At 58.9% G+C, this 15,682-nt stretch carries 20 protein-coding genes; 12 read left to right on the forward strand and 8 right to left on the reverse strand.

Features of this window, described 5'->3' with window-relative positions:
* Nucleotides 1–40 precede the first annotated feature (40 nt).
* The 4 genes from QRN20_RS06980 to QRN20_RS06995 all read left to right on the forward strand — a co-directional run bounded on the left by QRN20_RS06980 (nt 41) and on the right by QRN20_RS06995 (nt 1,932).
* A complete protein-coding gene (locus tag QRN20_RS06980; RefSeq protein ID WP_029243080.1) occupies nt 41–589 on the forward strand; it encodes a gamma carbonic anhydrase family protein in 549 nt (182 codons plus the stop codon).
* 23 nt (nt 590–612) lie between these two features.
* On the forward strand, nt 613–1,263 hold the full coding sequence (locus QRN20_RS06985; RefSeq protein ID WP_058430512.1) for an HAD family hydrolase: 651 nt from the start codon (nt 613–615) through the stop codon (nt 1,261–1,263).
* 95 nt (nt 1,264–1,358) lie between these two features.
* The gene (locus QRN20_RS06990) at nt 1,359–1,664 is read left to right on the forward strand and encodes a type II toxin-antitoxin system RelB/DinJ family antitoxin (RefSeq protein ID WP_122416127.1); all 306 of its coding nucleotides are present in this window, start codon (nt 1,359–1,361) and stop codon (nt 1,662–1,664) included.
* Complete coding sequence (locus QRN20_RS06995; RefSeq protein WP_032651078.1) at nt 1,615–1,932, forward strand: type II toxin-antitoxin system RelE/ParE family toxin; 318 nt, start codon at nt 1,615–1,617, stop codon at nt 1,930–1,932. Before QRN20_RS06990 ends, QRN20_RS06995 begins: the two co-directional genes overlap by 50 nt.
* A 272-nt stretch (nt 1,933–2,204) precedes the next feature.
* Here QRN20_RS06995 and QRN20_RS07000 read toward each other — a convergent pair whose 3' ends face one another.
* Complete coding sequence (locus QRN20_RS07000) at nt 2,205–3,260, reverse strand: aminopeptidase (protein WP_122544761.1); 1,056 nt, start codon at nt 3,258–3,260, stop codon at nt 2,205–2,207.
* A gap of 93 nt (nt 3,261–3,353) precedes the next feature.
* Between QRN20_RS07000 and QRN20_RS07005 the strand changes: the two genes are divergently transcribed.
* Nucleotides 3,354–3,767, forward strand: a complete 414-nt coding sequence (locus tag QRN20_RS07005) for a PA0061/PA0062 family lipoprotein (RefSeq protein ID WP_029243083.1) — start codon at nt 3,354–3,356, stop codon at nt 3,765–3,767.
* Here the strand turns inward: QRN20_RS07005 and QRN20_RS07010 are convergent, their stop codons facing one another.
* Both QRN20_RS07010 and QRN20_RS07015 read right to left on the reverse strand, forming a co-directional pair.
* Nucleotides 3,768–4,001 carry a DUF1161 domain-containing protein gene (locus QRN20_RS07010; RefSeq protein ID WP_004882498.1) on the reverse strand — a complete coding sequence of 78 codons (234 nt, stop codon included), beginning with the start codon at nt 3,999–4,001 and terminating at the stop codon, nt 3,768–3,770.
* Between the two features lie 150 nt (nt 4,002–4,151).
* Nucleotides 4,152–4,583, reverse strand: a complete 432-nt coding sequence (locus QRN20_RS07015; RefSeq protein WP_025996492.1) for an OsmC family protein — start codon at nt 4,581–4,583, stop codon at nt 4,152–4,154.
* 215 nt (nt 4,584–4,798) lie between these two features.
* Here QRN20_RS07015 and QRN20_RS07020 point away from each other — a divergent pair, with 215 nt between their 5' ends.
* Nucleotides 4,799–5,800, forward strand: a complete 1,002-nt coding sequence (locus QRN20_RS07020) for an LLM class flavin-dependent oxidoreductase (protein WP_004882496.1) — start codon at nt 4,799–4,801, stop codon at nt 5,798–5,800.
* Between the two features lie 133 nt (nt 5,801–5,933).
* On the opposite strand, the gene QRN20_RS07025 is transcribed toward QRN20_RS07020, so the two are convergent.
* Together QRN20_RS07025 and QRN20_RS07030 are read right to left on the reverse strand one after the other, a co-directional pair.
* Nucleotides 5,934–6,158, reverse strand: coding sequence for a DUF1161 domain-containing protein (locus QRN20_RS07025; protein ID WP_004882495.1), 225 nt, complete (start codon nt 6,156–6,158; stop codon nt 5,934–5,936).
* 147 nt (nt 6,159–6,305) lie between these two features.
* Complete coding sequence (locus QRN20_RS07030) at nt 6,306–6,524, reverse strand: dodecin (protein ID WP_004882494.1); 219 nt, start codon at nt 6,522–6,524, stop codon at nt 6,306–6,308.
* Between the two features lie 166 nt (nt 6,525–6,690).
* Between QRN20_RS07030 and QRN20_RS07035 the strand changes: the two genes are divergently transcribed.
* Nucleotides 6,691–7,017: an ElaB/YgaM/YqjD family protein gene (locus tag QRN20_RS07035; RefSeq protein ID WP_004882493.1), complete on the forward strand. Its 327-nt coding sequence runs from the start codon at nt 6,691–6,693 to the stop codon at nt 7,015–7,017.
* Here the strand turns inward: QRN20_RS07035 and QRN20_RS07040 are convergent, their stop codons facing one another.
* The gene (locus tag QRN20_RS07040) at nt 7,018–7,974 is read right to left on the reverse strand and encodes a LysR family transcriptional regulator (protein WP_088234254.1); all 957 of its coding nucleotides are present in this window, start codon (nt 7,972–7,974) and stop codon (nt 7,018–7,020) included. It abuts the gene before it with no gap.
* 79 nt (nt 7,975–8,053) lie between these two features.
* Here QRN20_RS07040 and trpB point away from each other — a divergent pair, with 79 nt between their 5' ends.
* The 3 genes from trpB (at nt 8,054) to QRN20_RS07055 (ending at nt 10,695) form a co-directional block, all read left to right on the forward strand.
* On the forward strand, nt 8,054–9,283 hold the full coding sequence (gene trpB / locus QRN20_RS07045; protein ID WP_029243085.1) for a tryptophan synthase subunit beta: 1,230 nt from the start codon (nt 8,054–8,056) through the stop codon (nt 9,281–9,283).
* On the forward strand, nt 9,280–10,092 hold the full coding sequence (trpA, locus tag QRN20_RS07050; RefSeq protein WP_004882490.1) for a tryptophan synthase subunit alpha: 813 nt from the start codon (nt 9,280–9,282) through the stop codon (nt 10,090–10,092). The genes trpB and trpA overlap by 4 nt, the downstream gene beginning before the upstream one ends.
* Before the next feature lie 129 nt (nt 10,093–10,221).
* Entirely contained in the window at nt 10,222–10,695 is a 474-nt protein-coding gene (locus QRN20_RS07055) for an anti-virulence regulator CigR family protein (protein WP_029243086.1), read from the forward strand.
* A gap of 216 nt (nt 10,696–10,911) precedes the next feature.
* Here the strand turns inward: QRN20_RS07055 and QRN20_RS07060 are convergent, their stop codons facing one another.
* On the reverse strand, nt 10,912–11,736 hold the full coding sequence (locus QRN20_RS07060; RefSeq protein ID WP_029243087.1) for an alpha/beta fold hydrolase: 825 nt from the start codon (nt 11,734–11,736) through the stop codon (nt 10,912–10,914).
* 287 nt (nt 11,737–12,023) lie between these two features.
* On the reverse strand, nt 12,024–12,974 hold the full coding sequence (locus QRN20_RS07065) for a choline sulfate utilization transcriptional regulator (protein ID WP_029243088.1): 951 nt from the start codon (nt 12,972–12,974) through the stop codon (nt 12,024–12,026).
* Between the two features lie 114 nt (nt 12,975–13,088).
* Between QRN20_RS07065 and betC the strand changes: the two genes are divergently transcribed.
* Nucleotides 13,089–14,594 carry a choline-sulfatase gene (betC, locus tag QRN20_RS07070; protein ID WP_029243089.1) on the forward strand — a complete coding sequence of 502 codons (1,506 nt, stop codon included), beginning with the start codon at nt 13,089–13,091 and terminating at the stop codon, nt 14,592–14,594.
* Between the two features lie 38 nt (nt 14,595–14,632).
* A complete protein-coding gene (locus QRN20_RS07075; RefSeq protein ID WP_088234253.1) occupies nt 14,633–15,559 on the forward strand; it encodes a choline ABC transporter substrate-binding protein in 927 nt (308 codons plus the stop codon).
* Nucleotides 15,560–15,682 lie beyond the last annotated feature (123 nt).

A 15,682-nucleotide genomic window follows, 5' to 3' on the forward strand; every position in this document is an offset into this window, starting at 1 on the left:
CCGCTTCACTCACCTATCACTGCCAAAGAAGGAGCCTATCGTGGCCATTCGCAAGTTCCAGGACCACACACCATCGCTCGGCGAACGGGCCTTCGTCGACCATTCGGCGGTGGTGATCGGCGATGTGGAGATCGGTGCCGACAGCTCCATCTGGCCACTGACCGTGGTGCGCGGCGACATGCACCGCATTCGCATCGGTGCGCGCACCAGCGTGCAAGACGGCAGTGTGCTGCACATCACCCACGCCGGGCCGTTCAATCCCGACGGTTTTCCCCTGCTGATCGGCGATGAAGTGACCATCGGCCACAAGGCCATGCTGCACGGCTGCACCATCGGCAACCGGATCCTGATCGGCATGGGCTCGACCATCATGGACGGCGCGGTCGTGGAAGATCAGGTGATCATTGGTGCGGGCAGCCTGGTGCCGCCGGGCAAAGTGCTGGAAAGCGGCTTTTTGTATGTAGGCCGCCCGGTCAAACAGGTGAGGCCGTTGACCGAAAAGGAAATCGCATTCTTCCCTTACAGCGCGACCAACTACGTGAAACTCAAGGATCAGCACCTGGCGGAAGGCTTTGACCAGCCATGCTGAAGAATCTGCAGTTCGAGGCCCCCATGCATTACCAGAACATTCTTTTCGACCTCGACGGTACGCTGACCGATCCGCGTCTGGGCATCACCCGATCGATCCAGTTCGCACTGGCAAAACTAGGTATCGACGAGCCGGATATCACCAGACTGGAACACTTCATCGGCCCACCGCTGTTGCAAGCGTTCATGCAGTTTTACGACATGGACGAAGCCCGCGCGTGGCAAGCCGTCGGCTTCTACCGCGAGCGCTTCCGTGTGACCGGGCTGTATGAAAACGAAGTGTTCGATGGCATTGCCGAAATGCTGGAAACCCTGGGCGGGCAGGGCAGACGTCTGTACATCGCCACGTCCAAACCGTGGGAGTTCGCCCGGGAAATCGCCCGGCACTTCGATTTCGCCAGACACTTCATCGTGATCTACGGCAGCGAACTGGACGGCACCCGCACCGACAAGGTCGAACTCATCGCCCACCTGCTCGCCGAAGAAAAGCTCGACCCGGCGCACACCCTGATGATCGGCGACCGCAAACACGACCTGATCGGCGGCATCCGCAACGGGCTGGACGTTGCTGCGGTGGGATACGGGTTTGGCAGCCATGAAGAACTCACGGCGGAAAACCCGACGTATCACTTTGCGACCGTGGCCGAGTTGCATGAGGCCTTTATGGGCAGATAAACAAAATGTAAGCGTGCCTGGGTTGACGCTCTCGCTATCTGCTCTACACTCTGCTTTGTAGCTACATTGTTGCTACAGAACTTGAAGGTGACACCATGGCAACAATATTGAAAAACACCGACGTCCGGTGCCGTATCGATGTGGACTTGAAAGAGCGTGCCACAGCGATACTGGACGCTTGTGGGCTGAGCGTAAGCGAGGCGATGCGCCTTTTCTTTCGCCAGGTCGTCGAGGTAGAAGGGCTCCCCTTCGAGGTTCGTGTGCCGTCGGCACGGACCGCAAAAGCGTTGCAAGAGGCTCGCGAAATTCGCCAGCAGTACGAGTCCATGGATGAGATGTTGAGTGACCTGAATGGCGAAACCTCTGAAAAAACCCAACCCAAAGCGCGCAGAAAGGCCTAAGCGTTGCGCTTACACAAACACGTTCAACAAAGCCTGGGATCGATACAAACGAGCCGGCATACGCGACATGGCGGCAGCCTCGGACGTTATGGCAATGATATTCCAGGGCAAGACATTGCCAGCGCACTATCAGGATCATGAACTGACGGGCAATTGGGACGGGGCCAGGGAATGCCACATTGGCGGAGATTTCCTGCTGGTTTATCAGCTATCCGCAGACTTGGTCACGTTTGTGGATCTCGGCAGCCATTCCGAGCTGTTTGGCTGAATGTCCAGAGACGAAAAGGTGACTGGAGTCATGCGCTCGGCTCACTGAATTCTCAGTCTGTGCCATGTGTGACGCGGAGCGTCACGGGAGGCAGCCCACGCGGAGCGATGGGCACGATCAGTGTTGAGGCTGACTTGTGCACAACGACGAGCGCGGAGCATGGGCACGAACAGTGTGCTTGAGACCATGATCGTTCCCACGCTCCAGCGTGGTAACGCCGCTCAGGACGCTCCGCGTCCGGCCGTGATGCGAAGCAGCGCGGCGTGGCGCGCTCACGGCATCAATCGCTGCAGAGCCGCCTTGCGTGAATCGGCAGGCAAGCCACCGAGCTTCTCCACTGCCTGGAAGAACGCTTCCCAGTCGCCATTCACTTGCTTGAACAGCGCCTCGAATGCAGGCACCCACTGGTCATAGAGCCCGAAGGGCAGCAGCTTGGCGTTGTTCATCGGGCTGTTGATCCAGCCATCGAAGCGTTTGTCGCCGCCCCATTGCTCATCGCGCAACGTCCGATAGTCACGGCGCATGCGCTCGAACTCGGCCGTCTTGCGTTGGCGCATGACTTCAGGCGTCAACGGCTGGCGATAAAGCGCTTTCAGACGCTCACGCGTATCGAGCACCAGTTGAATGAACTGATCGCGCCGTCTGGACTGCGAAACGCTCTCAGGCGGCAACCCACGTGCCGCACGCCACTGACGCGTACCTTCCTGCTCGACGAAGCTGGCGTACGATTCGTTGAATTCCGTATCGTCCTTCACATAGAAACGCTGATGCGCCAATTCGTGAAAAATCAGCGTGGCCAGCCTTTCATCGCCCCAGCCCAGCATCGAACTGAGGATCGGGTCGTTGAACCAGCCCAATGTCGAATACGCTTCTACGCCACTGAGGTACACATCCTTGCCTGCCTGACGCTGCAAGGCTGCTTCACCGCGAGCGCCACCCGGGCTGTAATAGCCGCGATAAGCCACACAACCGGCAATCGGAAAACAGTGGGTCACCGGATCCAGAGAGAACTCATCTGTGGCAAACACGTTCCATACCACGTAAGGACGGCCCAGATCGGCATACAGGCGATAGCTCTTGTTGTCCGGCAGGTGCAGGTGTTCGCTGGCGAAGGCCCGGGCCTTTTGCGACTGGGCCAGGTGTGCCCGAAGCGTTGGATCGCGACCGGGATCGGCAATGATCTCGTCCACCGGTTCGCGGGCCTGCAACAGCTCCCATTGCCCCTGCGCCAACTGACCGTAATAGGCCACGCTGGAACAGCCACTCAGCAACAAGACCGCCACTACCGGCAAAGCCTGCCAAAGGCGTAAAACAAGGAGTCGTGGCATACACAGCCTTAAAATCGGAACACAGTGCTGTTATGCAGGACAGACAAGACCGACGCAACTATCATCGCCGCCGGTTCAGAAATGGAGCACAGCATGCGCGTCATGACACTGATTCTCGCCCTGACAACCCTTGCAGGTTGCGCCGGTCCATTGCCTGCCGTTGACCCGAACATGGCCTGGGTCGATCTGCGCACCATCACCGGCAAAGTGGTCATGGCGGACAAGCTCGACGGCAAGAACACCTATGACGGCCGCTATTTCCAGGTCACACCCGGCAGCCATTCGCTGCAAGTGCGTTACGACTATGAGTATCGATACGGAAGTCTCGGCCTGATGGGCGACGACTACACCGAAATTACCTGCTTCGTTGAAGTCGACTACGCGCATTTCGCTGCCGGGCAGCGATACGTGCTTGAGGTGAGGTCACTGACCAATGATGTCGATGCGTGGCTGTACGACGCCGAGCGAAAAACGGTCGCGCAGGAGGGGAATATTCACTGCATCTGATCAGCGATCATTGCGCTGATAAATGATTTTTTTTGTGCCGTTCTCACAGCTGCCCACGACCATGTTCTGATCCGTGACTTCGTCATTGGTGACGATTTCCAGCGTGTAGGACGTGACATTGTTCGCCTGGATCCGTGCCTCGATTTCGTCCTTGAGCTCATCACAGGACTTCGGGGCCGCCACAGCATTTACAGCCAGCAGGGTACAGGCCACTGCCAAAGCAAAACGTTTCATGCTTGACCCTCTTCCAATACACATAACCGGCGAAAGGAACACTGTTGTGGGAGGCGGCTTGCCGGCGAATCAATAGCCCATCCAACCTGGCAACGACTGGAACAACGCTATTGTCGGCCAGCCACCTCACACGAAATCTAAACTACCGAATCAGCTCAGCAGGGTAGCGTCGAGCGTGATGTTGGCGTTCAGCACCTTGGACACGGGGCAGCCTTCTTTGGCTTTATTGGTCAACTCGTTGAACTGCTCCTGAGTCGCGCCTGGCACCTTGGCTTTCAGTATCAGATGCACAGCAGTGATCGCGAAACCGCCTTCCACCTGGTCGAGCGTGACTTCAGCCTGGGTATCGATGCTGTCGGCTGTGAAGCCTGCGTCGCCCAGAATCATCGACAGCGCCATCGAGAAGCAACCCGCATGGGCCGCGCCGATCAGTTCTTCGGGATTGGTGCCTTTGCCGCCTTCAAAACGAGCCTTGAAGCCGTATGGATGCTCGCGCAGTGCTGCGGTTTCAGTCGAGATGCTGCCGATACCGGTTTTCAGATCACCAGCCCAGTGTGCCGATGCTTTCTTGACGATGCTCATGGTCGCTCCTTGAAGGAATGGATTGAGTCTTTTGCACGTGACAGGATTCTGAGGATAGACGGCACCGGAAAGTTCAAATCGACTAAAGACCTAGTATTTAAGTAGGTTTTTTTCCGCGTCATCTATTGAAACACCAGGCTTGTGCCCGCACTGTTGTTTCATCGTGGGCAGCTCCTTGAGCCGACCCAACACAATTCGAGGAGCTACCCTGGCCTATGAAACGTCTGGCAGATGTAAAGATTTCCACCCTTGATCTGGTGCCCGTGCGCCACGATAAAGGCCCCGCCGACTCTCTGCGCAACTCGCTGAATCTGGCGCAACACGTCGAAAAACTGGGCTACAACCGCTTCTGGGTCGCCGAACACCACAACATGGACGGCATCGCCAGTTCGGCAACGTCGGTGCTGCTGGCGTATCTGGCAGGCGGTACTTCGACCATCCGGGTCGGCGCGGGCGGCATCATGCTGCCCAACCATGCGCCACTGGTGGTGGCCGAGCAGTTCGGCACCCTGGCGAGCCTGTATCCGGACCGCATCGATCTGGGCCTGGGCCGTGCGCCCGGTTCCGATCAGATGACCGCCCGCGCGCTGCGCCGCGAACGTTCCGGCAGTGCCGATGACTTCCCGGATGACGTGACCGAACTGATGGAGTACCTGGGACCGCGTACACCTGATCAAAAAGTGATCGCCGTTCCAGGTTCAGGCACCAATGTGCCGATCTGGCTGCTGGGCTCAAGTCTGTTCAGCGCTCAGCTGGCAGGGATGCGCGGTTTGCCTTACGCCTTCGCCTCGCACTTCGCGCCGCGCTACATGCACGAAGCGATTCGCGTCTACCGCAATCACTTCCAGCCTTCGGCAGTGCTCGACAAGCCTTACGTGATGCTGGGCGTGCCGCTGTCGGCCGCAGAGACGGACGAGAAGGCCGAATACCTGGCGACGTCGGTGTACCAGCGTATTCTGGCGCTGATGCGTGGTCACAGCCTGATGCAACGTCCACCGGTGGAGTCCATGGACGGCCTGTGGCTGCCGCACGAACGTGAAGCGGTGGCGAGCTTTCTGGGGCTGGCGATGGTCGGCGGCCCGGACAAGATCCGCGCCAAACTGGACGTGCTGCTGGAGCAGACCGATGCCGATGAGCTGATCTTTACCTGCGACATGTACGAGCACGAAGACCGTCTGCGGTCCTACGAAATCCTGGCTCAGGTCGCACACGGCTAAACGCTTGCTGCACAGACACGAAAAAGCCCGCACCATTCGCTGAATCACTGTTCAGCGTAGGGTGCGGGCTTTTTTTTACAGCTTGAACACGGGGTCTGGCACGGGCTGGATTTACATCGAGCCGGCCTGACTATCAACCGCGCTTATAAACGATTTCCTTGGCGCCACCTTCGCAGGTGCCAACCACTTGCAGATCAGCAGCACTGCCTTTCTCGACCACTTCAAGCGTGTAGGAAGAAACACCCTTGGCCTGAAGCTTGGCGTCGATTTCGCTTTTCAGCTCTTCACATGGCTTGCCTGCCGCCAGGGCGGTGCCCGCGATGCTCAACAAACCTACTGCCAACAAAATCTTCTTCATGGGTATCCCCTTTCGTCCGGCCAAATGCAGACGCCATCGGAACAGGCGCCCATTGAACATCCCTACGCCCACCTGTGAGCCATGATGGCTCATGTCAGTGTGTAGCGCAGGTTATGGCAATCGGCCAGCCGAAAGGTTCAAGGACGATCAGCTGCGTTCGATGCGAAAGCCCACTTTCAAGGTGACCTGATAGTGGCCAACCTTGTTGTTGTCCACGATATGGCCGCGGGTTTCGGTCACTTCGAACCATTCAAGGTTCTTGATGCTTTTGCTGGCTTCGGCCAAAGCGTTCTGGATAGCGTCTTCAACGGTGGTGGTGGACGATCCGACGATTTCGACTTTCTTGTACGTGTGATGATCACTCATGGCAGTTCTCCTGAAGGTCTTTGAACACGTCGTTAAAACCAACGCTCCAGACTTCTGTCAGGAAAAAGCAGGTAAAAGTTCAGACTTTGCAAAATGGCATCGCACTTTCCAATGAGCCCGCAGTCGGAATCATCACACGCCCACTCACCATTGCAGGAGAAACACCATGGCTAGTACTTCACTTCGCAAGGCCTCGTTGCAGAGTATGGAAGCGGAGATCGAGAGTCTCTTGAAGTCGCTCGAGGGCCTGAAAGCCGATGCTTCCGACGAGTCGCGCAAAACCCTGAAAAACCTCAAGGCCAATGCTGAAAGTGCTCTGAGCCATTCGCGCAGCCTGCTCAGCGATGTCTACGAAGACGTCAAAGAGAAGACCCGTGAAAATGCGCTGGCCACTCGTGACTACGCTCAGGAACACCCTTGGACCACCGCAGGCGTTGCTGTGGGTGCCCTCGGCCTGCTGGCAGCCTACCTGCTGTGCAAGCGCGGCAACTGATCAGTTTCTGATCGGGTCTTCAGACCGCAGCAGCTCATTTTTCAACCATTGAGCCAACTGCTGTGCGCGGCCATCGGCCATACGTCTGGGCACCCATAACGCCAGTTGCGCCGGGGTTTCGCTGAAACCCCATGGCGCAACCAGGCGTCCGGCCCTGAGGTCATCGACCACCAGCGGCTCGGGCGCAATCGCGATCCCAAGGCCTGCCACGGCCGCCTCCAGCAAATAATACAAATGCTCGAAGCCCTGTCCGAACCGCAATGACTGCGGGTCGATGCCGTTGTGTTGCGCCCAGCTTGGCCATGCCTGCGGCCGCGAGGTGGTCTGCAGCAGGGATTCGTCCAGCAGCGCTTCGGCGGGCGCATTGCACAGGCTGTCGAAACGCGCAAAGCGTGGGCTCAGTACCGGGCCGATTCGTTCGCTGGCCAGCTCGAACACCTGCATGTCGGCAGGCCAGGGCGGTTCGGCGAACACCAGCAGGGCATCCAGACCGGGACGGCGAGGGTCCAGATCGCCCTCGCCTGCCGACAGGTGCAGGCGCAGATCCGGCAACTCCGCATTCAAGCGACTCAGGCGTGGAATGAACCAGCGCGCCAGCAGGCTCCCGGAACATCCGAGCACGAACGGTGCATCGGCGCTGCCCTGGCTCAGCTCGGCACAGACACTGCGCAGCCGGTCGAACGCTTCACCACTGGCGTCACGCAGCCGGATACCCGCATCTGTGAGTTTCAGGCCGCGTCCATCCTTACTGAACAGATTGACGCCCAGGTGCTCTTCAAGAAGCTTCAACTGACGACTGACGGCGCCATGTGTCACGTGCAGATGCTCGGCAGCCTGACTGACACTGCCAAGCCGGGCAGTGCTTTCAAAGGCACGCAAGGCATTCAACGGGGGAAGATCGCGGCTCATGATCTGTGAGTTTTCCTGACAGGTTGTGGCGATCTTATCGGTTTTCATCCGGGCGTGCGCTGGTTAAAGTGGACTCATTGCCAGACCGGCTCACCTCATTCGTTCGATAGACCCACTGGAGCACTTCATGACCCAGACCAATTTGCGCAACGGCCCTGACGCCAACGGCCTGTTCGGCTCGTTCGGCGGCCGCTACGTCGCTGAAACCCTGATGCCGCTGGTTCTCGACCTGAACCGCGAGTACGAAGCCGCCAAGGCCGATCCTGAATTCATCAAAGAGATGGCGTACTTCCAGCGCGATTACGTGGGCCGTCCGAACCCGCTGTATTTCGCTGAACGCCTGACCGAGTTCTGTGGCGGCGCGAAGATCTACTTCAAGCGCGAAGAGCTGAATCACACCGGCGCGCACAAGATCAACAACTGCATCGGCCAGGTGCTGCTGGCCAAGCGCATGGGCAAGAAGCGTCTGATCGCTGAGACCGGCGCCGGCATGCACGGTGTTGCCACGGCGACCGTGGCTGCACGTTTCGGTCTGCCTTGCGTGATCTACATGGGTGCGACCGACATCGAGCGCCAGCAGGCCAACGTATTCCGCATGCGGCTGCTGGGTGCCGAGATCGTTCCGGTCACTTCCGGCACCGGCACCCTGAAAGACGCCATGAACGAAGCTCTGCGTGACTGGGTAACCAACGTCGACGACACCTTCTACCTGATCGGTACTGTGGCTGGCCCACACCCGTACCCGGCGATGGTGCGTGATTTCCAGGCCATCATCGGCAAGGAAACCAAAGAGCAGATGCTGGAGAAGGAAGGGCGCTTGCCCGACAGTCTGGTCGCCTGTGTTGGCGGCGGTTCCAACGCGATGGGCCTGTTCCACCCGTTCCTGGATGACGCCAGCGTGGAAATCATCGGTGTGGAAGCGGGCGGTCATGGTGTCGAGACCGACAAGCATGCGGCCAGCCTGAACGGCGGTGTGCCGGGCGTGCTGCACGGTAACCGCACTTACCTGCTGCAGGACAAGGATGGGCAGATCACTGATGCACACTCCATTTCCGCAGGTCTGGACTACCCGGGTATCGGTCCCGAGCACGCTTTCCTGCACGAAGTGAAGCGCGTCGAATACGTCAGCATCACCGATGAAGAAGCCCTGGACGCTTTCCATCAGTGCTGCCTGCTCGAAGGCATCATCCCGGCACTGGAAACCGCTCACGCCCTGGCTGAAGCCATGAAGCGCGCCACCAACCTGCGCGACGATCACTTGATGGTCGTGTGCCTGTCCGGGCGCGGTGACAAAGACATGCAGACCGTCATGAGCCACATGGCCGCTGCCGAAAAGACTCAGGAGATGCTGGTATGAGCCGCCTCGAACAACGTTTTGCCCAGCTGAAAACCGAAGGTCGTGCGGCACTGGTCACCTTCGTCACTGCGGGCGATCCCGGCTATGACACCTCACTGAAAGTTTTGAAAGGCCTGCCGGCTGCCGGTGCCGACGTGATTGAACTGGGCATGCCGTTCACCGACCCGATGGCCGACGGCGTTGCCATTCAGCTGGCAACCCTGCGTGCGCTGGATGCAGGTCAGACCCTGCCGAAAACCCTGCAGATGGTTCGTGAGTTTCGTGTCGACGACCAGACCACGCCTATCGTGCTGATGGGTTACTACAACCCGATCCACCGTTTTGGCGTCGAAGCGTTTGTGGCTGAAGCCAAGGAAGCAGGCGTAGACGGTCTGATCATCGTCGACCTGCCGCCTGAGCACGACGCCGAGCTGGCAACGCCCGCACAGGCGTCGGGCATCGACTTCATTCGCCTGACCACGCCGACCACCGACGATGCGCGCCTGCCACGCGTGCTGGAACGCAGCTCCGGCTTCGTTTACTACGTGTCGGTTGCAGGTGTGACAGGTGCAGGTTCGGCGACCACTGAACACGTGACCGAGGCCATCGCACGCCTGCGTCGTCATACCGATCTGCCGATCAGCGTCGGGTTTGGTATCCGTACGCCGGAGCAGGCAGCGGCCATTGCACGTCTGGCAGACGGCGTGGTGGTGGGTTCGGCACTGGTCGACCAGATTGCCAACGCAGGATCGCCGGAGCAGGCCGTCGATGGCGTACTGACCTTGTGCGCGGCGCTGGCCGAAGGCGTACGTAACGCCCGCGTCAGCTAAGGGTAAAGTTTCTGGTACAGAGGAATCAAAGCGCCAGCAGCGGTTCTATCATGCAGTAAGACACGAGGGGTTCATGACTAGGTCATGAACCCCTTTTTGCTGCATCGCGTAGTGCTGAGGAGCACCCCCATGAAACTGCCAAACCGCATCATCACAGGCTTGGGCATCCTGATGATCAGCGCCAGTCCGCTGCTCCAGGCCGCGCCGCCCGATCAGCGCGGCAACGGCCCGGACGACAACCGTGGCGGCCACCAGCAAGGCCCGCGCGACAATGACGGCCCGGGCAATCGCGGCAACGGCAAAGGTCCGGGGCCATCCCATCAGGACAATCGCCGTGGCCCGCCTCAGGACTTCGGACCGGTGCGCGAGACGTTCCAGCAACACCGTGACGTCATTGGCCGTGGTCAGCCGTTGCCGCCGGGTATTCATATCGTCAAAGGCCGGCCATTGCCACCGGGTTACGGCAAACGACTGGACCGTCGCTCGCTGCAATATCTACCGCATTACGAGGGATATGAGTGGCGTCGCCTTGGCACCGATGTCGTGCTGATCGCCGTCGGCACAGGGATTGTGTACGCGATTCTGGATGGCGTGCTGAATTGATTATCGCCTTGCCGGATTGCCGCTCAGAATAAGTCGGCTATCGACAAGCCCTGCGCAAACCTGTTGAAAATCGCGGTTTTTGTGGGAGGCGGCTTGCCGGCGATTCGGTTTTCTCAGGCGCCATCTCAGCGACTGACATGCCGCCATCGCGGGCAAGCCCCCTCCCACAGTTTCGTGTTTGCTGCCCGACTGCGGGGTGTCGGAAACGCAGAGACTTTAAGCCGTCCTCTGATGCAACCCGGCCAGAAACGCCATCAGGGCACCTGACACAAACTCCGGGTTTTCCAGATTGGCGATATGCCCGGCCTCGGGCACCAGCACATAGGGGCAGCCAATCAGGCGAGCCATCTCGCGGGTTTCCGTTGGCGGCCTTGGAATGTCGGCATCGCCGCACATAATCAAGGTGGTGTCGGCGTCCAGTTGATGCAGAAGCCCAAGCCGGTCCTCGCGTCCGAAAATGATGCGACCGACCGGCACAACAGTCTGGCGCAATTGTTCGGAGCTCATGCTGGCCAGCGCCGTTCGCAGTCTCTGGCAGACAGGTGACTGCGGGTCGATGCCGGGACGGAAGAAGATCGGCACCACCACGTCCAGCAGCTGTTCGGAAAATCCTCCTGCGGCTTCCACCTTGTCGAGCAGAGAGAAATAGTAGGCTTTCATGGCCTCTGATTCATTGCCCAGATAGGTGTCCATCAGCACCAGCCCGTTGATACGTTCAGGCGCGGAAAGCGCAGTGATTGCGCCCCACATGCCTCCGACTGACAGGCCGATGATGGTGCAGCGTCTGATGTTCAAGTGGTCGAGCAACGCCAGCGCGTGGCGGGCGAAATCGCTCAGGTTCCGGGTTTCGTCAGGAAACGCACCGGATTCACCATGCCCCCAAAGGTCCGGCACGATCACACGATAATGGCTGGCAAGAAGGTCAATCTGCGCGCTCCACATGTTTCGGTCCCAGAGATAGCTGTGTCCGAGTAAAAGAACCGGCCCGCTGCCCTGATCAGAATAGTGAAGCTTCTTGCCTTCGATGATTAGATCCGGCATCTCTCATGATCCTCTGTCTTGGTCTCTCAGCATTCAGTGCAAGCCCGAAAACGCGAGCTGCGACTGCATCTGATGCCTGATATTCAGGCAAATGAATGATCACTTTTCGCTGATCTGCACTTCAACGGACCAATCGGTCACGTTTTGGCGGGGCAATGTTACACCGCTGATTTTGCCTGTCGTTCGACATAGCATCATGCGGAGGAGGCTGGGTGAGGCTTGTCAGTCTTAGAAGACACTCCCTGAATACCCGACATGAGGTCCTCACTGACCTGGAAATAATCCGATCACACTGCAATGGACGGTAATGGTCTGCCCGCCAGTGAAACGCCGCTCAACGCCTGCTCGCTGGCCAGCCAGTCGACAAACTGCTGAACGATCTGCACGCGGCGTTTACGCTGGGGCAGCACCACGTAATACCCGTAACCGGAAACTGCCGAAGCTGCGACAGGACGGCACAGAAGGCCTTGCTCGAGCAGATCATCGACCAGATGCCGCCAGCCGATGGCCACGCCCTGACCGCCGATCGCAGCCTGGATCAACAGCGTGTAATTGTCGAAACGCAATTGTCCGGGTGCCGGTGACTGAGGAATGTCCAGCGCCCGAAATACGCCGCCCCAGTCGAACCAGTTATTGTTGCTTTCACCGCGCAAGTGCAGCAGCGGAAACTCACGCAAGACATCGTTGGGCAACGGCAGTGCTCGCCCCGCAGTCAGTTGCGGACTGCACACAGGAAACACTTCTTCGCTGAACAGCCAATGGCTTTCGCCCTGCTTGAAGCGCCCGTCCCCAAACAACACCGCGACGTCGATATCCGGGCGCAGCATGCTGTGGGTGCGCTCGCTGGTCACCAGGCTGACGTCCACATCCGGGTTGAGCTTGTGAAAACGGTGCAGCCGGGGCATCAGCCAGTAGGAAGCAAAGGCAAAATCCGTGGCGACCTGAAGCACCTCATGCTGGCGCTGGTCGGTGATCGCCACCAGACCGCTCTCGATGGACTGCAGGCCGGTCTGCACATGACTGAACAGGACCTCGCCCGCTTCGGTCAGCTCGATACCCCGGTAGATGCGGTCGAACAGCCGCGTTGCCAACTGCTCCTCAAGCCGCTTGATCTGCTGGCTGACGGCGGGCTGCGTGGTGCCCAGTTCGATGGCCGCTGCCGTGAAGCTGCGCAAGCGGGCAGCCGCCTCGAACGAGCGCAACAGATCCAGTGACAGCTCACCGAGGGATTCATACATAAGCGCAGCTTATCCTAGGTATTTCTTCATATGGGCTTTACCACAGCTACTATGGCCTTCATTCTCGTTACCAGCACTTTCGCATAACTGTTCACTATGGGATGCCGCGATTACATGAAGCGCAAAAATATTCTGTTCATCATGGCCGATCAAATGGCCGCGCCAATGTTGCCGTTCTACGCCCCCTCTCCGATTCTGATGCCGAACCTGTCCCGCCTTGCCGCTCAAGGCGTTGTGTTCGACTCGGCGTATTGCAACAGCCCGCTGTGCGCACCCTCGCGGTTCACGCTGGTCAGCGGCCAGTTACCCAGCAAGATCGGTGCGTACGACAACGCCGCCGACTTTCCGGCGGACATTCCGACCTACGCTCACTACCTGCGTGCCGAGGGCTACAAGACTGCACTGGCCGGCAAGATGCATTTCTGCGGCCCTGACCAGTTGCACGGCTACGAAGAGCGCCTGACCAGCGACATCTACCCGGCGGATTACGGCTGGTCCGTAAACTGGGACGAGCCGGACGTACGCCCGAGCTGGTACCACAACATGTCGTCAGTGCTGCAGGCAGGGCCATGCGTGCGCACCAATCAGCTGGATTTCGATGAGGAAGTGGTCTTCAAGGCCCAGCAGTACCTGTACGACCATGTTCGCGAAGACGGTAATGCGCCGTTTTGCCTGACGGTCTCGATGACTCACCCCCACGATCCGTACACCATCACCCGACCGTTCTGGGACCTTTACGACGACGTCGAGATCCCGATGCCGCCCCTGCACGCCAACCAGAACGCGCTGGACCCGCACTCGCAACGTCTGCTCAAGGTCTACGATTTGTGGGACAAGCCCATGCCGACGCACAAGATTCGTGATGCGCGGCGTGCGTACTTCGGCGCCTGCAGCTACATCGATCTGAACGTCGGAAAACTGATGCAGACGCTGTCTGAAGTCGGACTGGCCGAAGACACCATCGTCGTGTTCTCCGGCGATCACGGCGACATGCTGGGCGAGAAGGGCCTCTGGTACAAAATGCACTGGTTCGAGATGGCCGCACGTGTGCCGCTGGTGGTTTACGCGCCGGGCCAGTTCAAACCGCGTCGCGTGAAGGCCTCAGTGTCCACCGCCGACCTGTTGCCGACCTTTGTCGATATGGCCAATGGCAAGCTGGACAAAGGCCTGCCGCTGGACGGCCGCTCCCTGATGCCGCATCTGAAAGGCAAGGCCGGTCACGATGAAGTCTTTGGCGAGTACATGGCCGAAGGCACGACGAGCCCGCTGATGATGATCCGCCGCGGCGCCTACAAATTCATTTATTCGGAGCAGGATCCCTGCCTGCTGTTCGATGTGAAGAACGATCCGAAGGAACTGGAGGACCTGAGCCAGTCACCCGACTATCAACAACTGTTCAACGACTTCCTGGCCGAGGCTCGGGCCAAATGGGACATACCGGCGATACACCATCAGGTGCTCGCCAGCCAGCGCAGACGGCGCTTCGTCGCCAAATCGCTGGCAACCGGCAAGCTGAAGAGTTGGGATCACCAGCCACTGGTCGACGCCAGTCAGCAATACATGCGCAACCACATTGATCTGGACGATCTGGAGCGCAAGGCACGTTATCCACAACCCTGACACTGCCCACACCAAAAAAACCAAAAGGGGTAAACCGAATGAGAAAGCTATTCACCGCACTGGCGGTCAGTGTCATGACGTTGGGCAGCGTTGCGGTACACGCCGCAGATGCCAGTTGCAGCACCGTGCGGATGGCAGACCCGGGCTGGAGCGACATCGCAGCCACTAACGCAATCACCAGCGTTGTGCTCGAAGGCCTAGGCTACAAGACCAAGATCGACACCCTGGCGGTGCCGATTGCCTACGGTGGCCTGAAAGACGGGCAGCTGGATGTGTTTCTGGGCAACTGGATGCCGGCGCAGCAGGGCTTCTACGACAAATTTGTAGCCACCGGTGACGTCACGCAACTGGCGAAAAACCTGGAAGGCACCGAATTCACTCTGGCAGTGCCGGACTACGTCTGGGACGCGGGTGTGCACACCTTTGCCGACCTGAACACATTCGCCGACAAGTTCAGCAAAAAGATTTACGGCATCGGCTCCGGCGCGCCCGCCAACCTGTCGTTGCAGGAAATCATCAAGAAGAACGAGTTCGATCTGGGCGGCTGGAAGCTGGTGGAGTCCAGCGAGCAGGCGATGCTGGCCGAGGTCAATCGCAACGTGAAGCGTAAGTCCTTCGTGGTGTTCCTGGGCTGGACGCCACACCCTATGAACGTGCAGATCAAGGGCATGCATTACCTCAAGGGCGGCGAGAAATACTTCGGTGACACCGGCTCGGTCTTCACCCTGACCCGCAAAGGCTACGCCGAAGCCTGCCCGAACGTGGGCAAGCTGCTGACCAACCTGAGCTTCACCCTGGACATGGAAAACACCATCATGGCCGATGTGGTGAACAAGAAAGTCAGCAATAACCAAGCCGCCAAGGCGTGGATCAAGGCCAACCCGGCGGTGCTGGAGAAATGGCTGGATGGGGTGAAAACCATCGACGATAAGGAAGGGTTGGCAGCGGTGAAGGCGAAGCTTTAAGCAGGGGTTTTCGCTGCGTCACAAGGCAGGTAGCGACAGATTAAGTTTTCCTCACGTTTCTTCAGCGTGCGCGGGTACGTGCTAAATACGGTCGTCGCTGTACTCCATGGACACTCATGAGCC

The organism is Pseudomonas sp. fls2-241-TYG-175, assembly GCF_030209155.1.
Taxonomy (GTDB): Bacteria; Pseudomonadota; Gammaproteobacteria; order Pseudomonadales; family Pseudomonadaceae; genus Aquipseudomonas; species Aquipseudomonas viridiflava.

Excerpts from the sequence above, each read along its gene's own strand:
- QRN20_RS07065 (WP_029243088.1), bottom strand. The coding sequence starts at position 12,974 with ATGTATGAATCCCTCGGTGAGCTGTCACTGGATCTGTTGCGCTCGTTC.
- QRN20_RS07010 (WP_004882498.1), bottom strand. The coding sequence starts at position 4,001 with ATGAAACGTTTTGCTTTGGCAGTGGCCTGTACCCTGCTGGCTGTAAAT.
- QRN20_RS07075 (WP_088234253.1), top strand. The coding sequence starts at position 14,633 with ATGAGAAAGCTATTCACCGCACTGGCGGTCAGTGTCATGACGTTGGGC.
- QRN20_RS07005 (WP_029243083.1), top strand. The coding sequence starts at position 3,354 with ATGCGCGTCATGACACTGATTCTCGCCCTGACAACCCTTGCAGGTTGC.
- QRN20_RS07015 (WP_025996492.1), bottom strand. The coding sequence starts at position 4,583 with ATGAGCATCGTCAAGAAAGCATCGGCACACTGGGCTGGTGATCTGAAA.
- QRN20_RS07060 (WP_029243087.1), bottom strand. The coding sequence starts at position 11,736 with ATGCCGGATCTAATCATCGAAGGCAAGAAGCTTCACTATTCTGATCAG.
- trpB (WP_029243085.1), top strand. The coding sequence starts at position 8,054 with ATGACCCAGACCAATTTGCGCAACGGCCCTGACGCCAACGGCCTGTTC.
- QRN20_RS06990 (WP_122416127.1), top strand. The coding sequence starts at position 1,359 with ATGGCAACAATATTGAAAAACACCGACGTCCGGTGCCGTATCGATGTG.
- QRN20_RS07020 (WP_004882496.1), top strand. The coding sequence starts at position 4,799 with ATGAAACGTCTGGCAGATGTAAAGATTTCCACCCTTGATCTGGTGCCC.
- QRN20_RS07030 (WP_004882494.1), bottom strand. The coding sequence starts at position 6,524 with ATGAGTGATCATCACACGTACAAGAAAGTCGAAATCGTCGGATCGTCC.
- QRN20_RS07025 (WP_004882495.1), bottom strand. The coding sequence starts at position 6,158 with ATGAAGAAGATTTTGTTGGCAGTAGGTTTGTTGAGCATCGCGGGCACC.
- betC (WP_029243089.1), top strand. The coding sequence starts at position 13,089 with ATGAAGCGCAAAAATATTCTGTTCATCATGGCCGATCAAATGGCCGCG.
- QRN20_RS07055 (WP_029243086.1), top strand. The coding sequence starts at position 10,222 with ATGAAACTGCCAAACCGCATCATCACAGGCTTGGGCATCCTGATGATC.
- trpA (WP_004882490.1), top strand. The coding sequence starts at position 9,280 with ATGAGCCGCCTCGAACAACGTTTTGCCCAGCTGAAAACCGAAGGTCGT.
- QRN20_RS07000 (WP_122544761.1), bottom strand. The coding sequence starts at position 3,260 with ATGCCACGACTCCTTGTTTTACGCCTTTGGCAGGCTTTGCCGGTAGTG.
- QRN20_RS06995 (WP_032651078.1), top strand. The coding sequence starts at position 1,615 with ATGGCGAAACCTCTGAAAAAACCCAACCCAAAGCGCGCAGAAAGGCCT.
- QRN20_RS07035 (WP_004882493.1), top strand. The coding sequence starts at position 6,691 with ATGGCTAGTACTTCACTTCGCAAGGCCTCGTTGCAGAGTATGGAAGCG.
- QRN20_RS06985 (WP_058430512.1), top strand. The coding sequence starts at position 613 with ATGCATTACCAGAACATTCTTTTCGACCTCGACGGTACGCTGACCGAT.
- QRN20_RS07040 (WP_088234254.1), bottom strand. The coding sequence starts at position 7,974 with ATGAAAACCGATAAGATCGCCACAACCTGTCAGGAAAACTCACAGATC.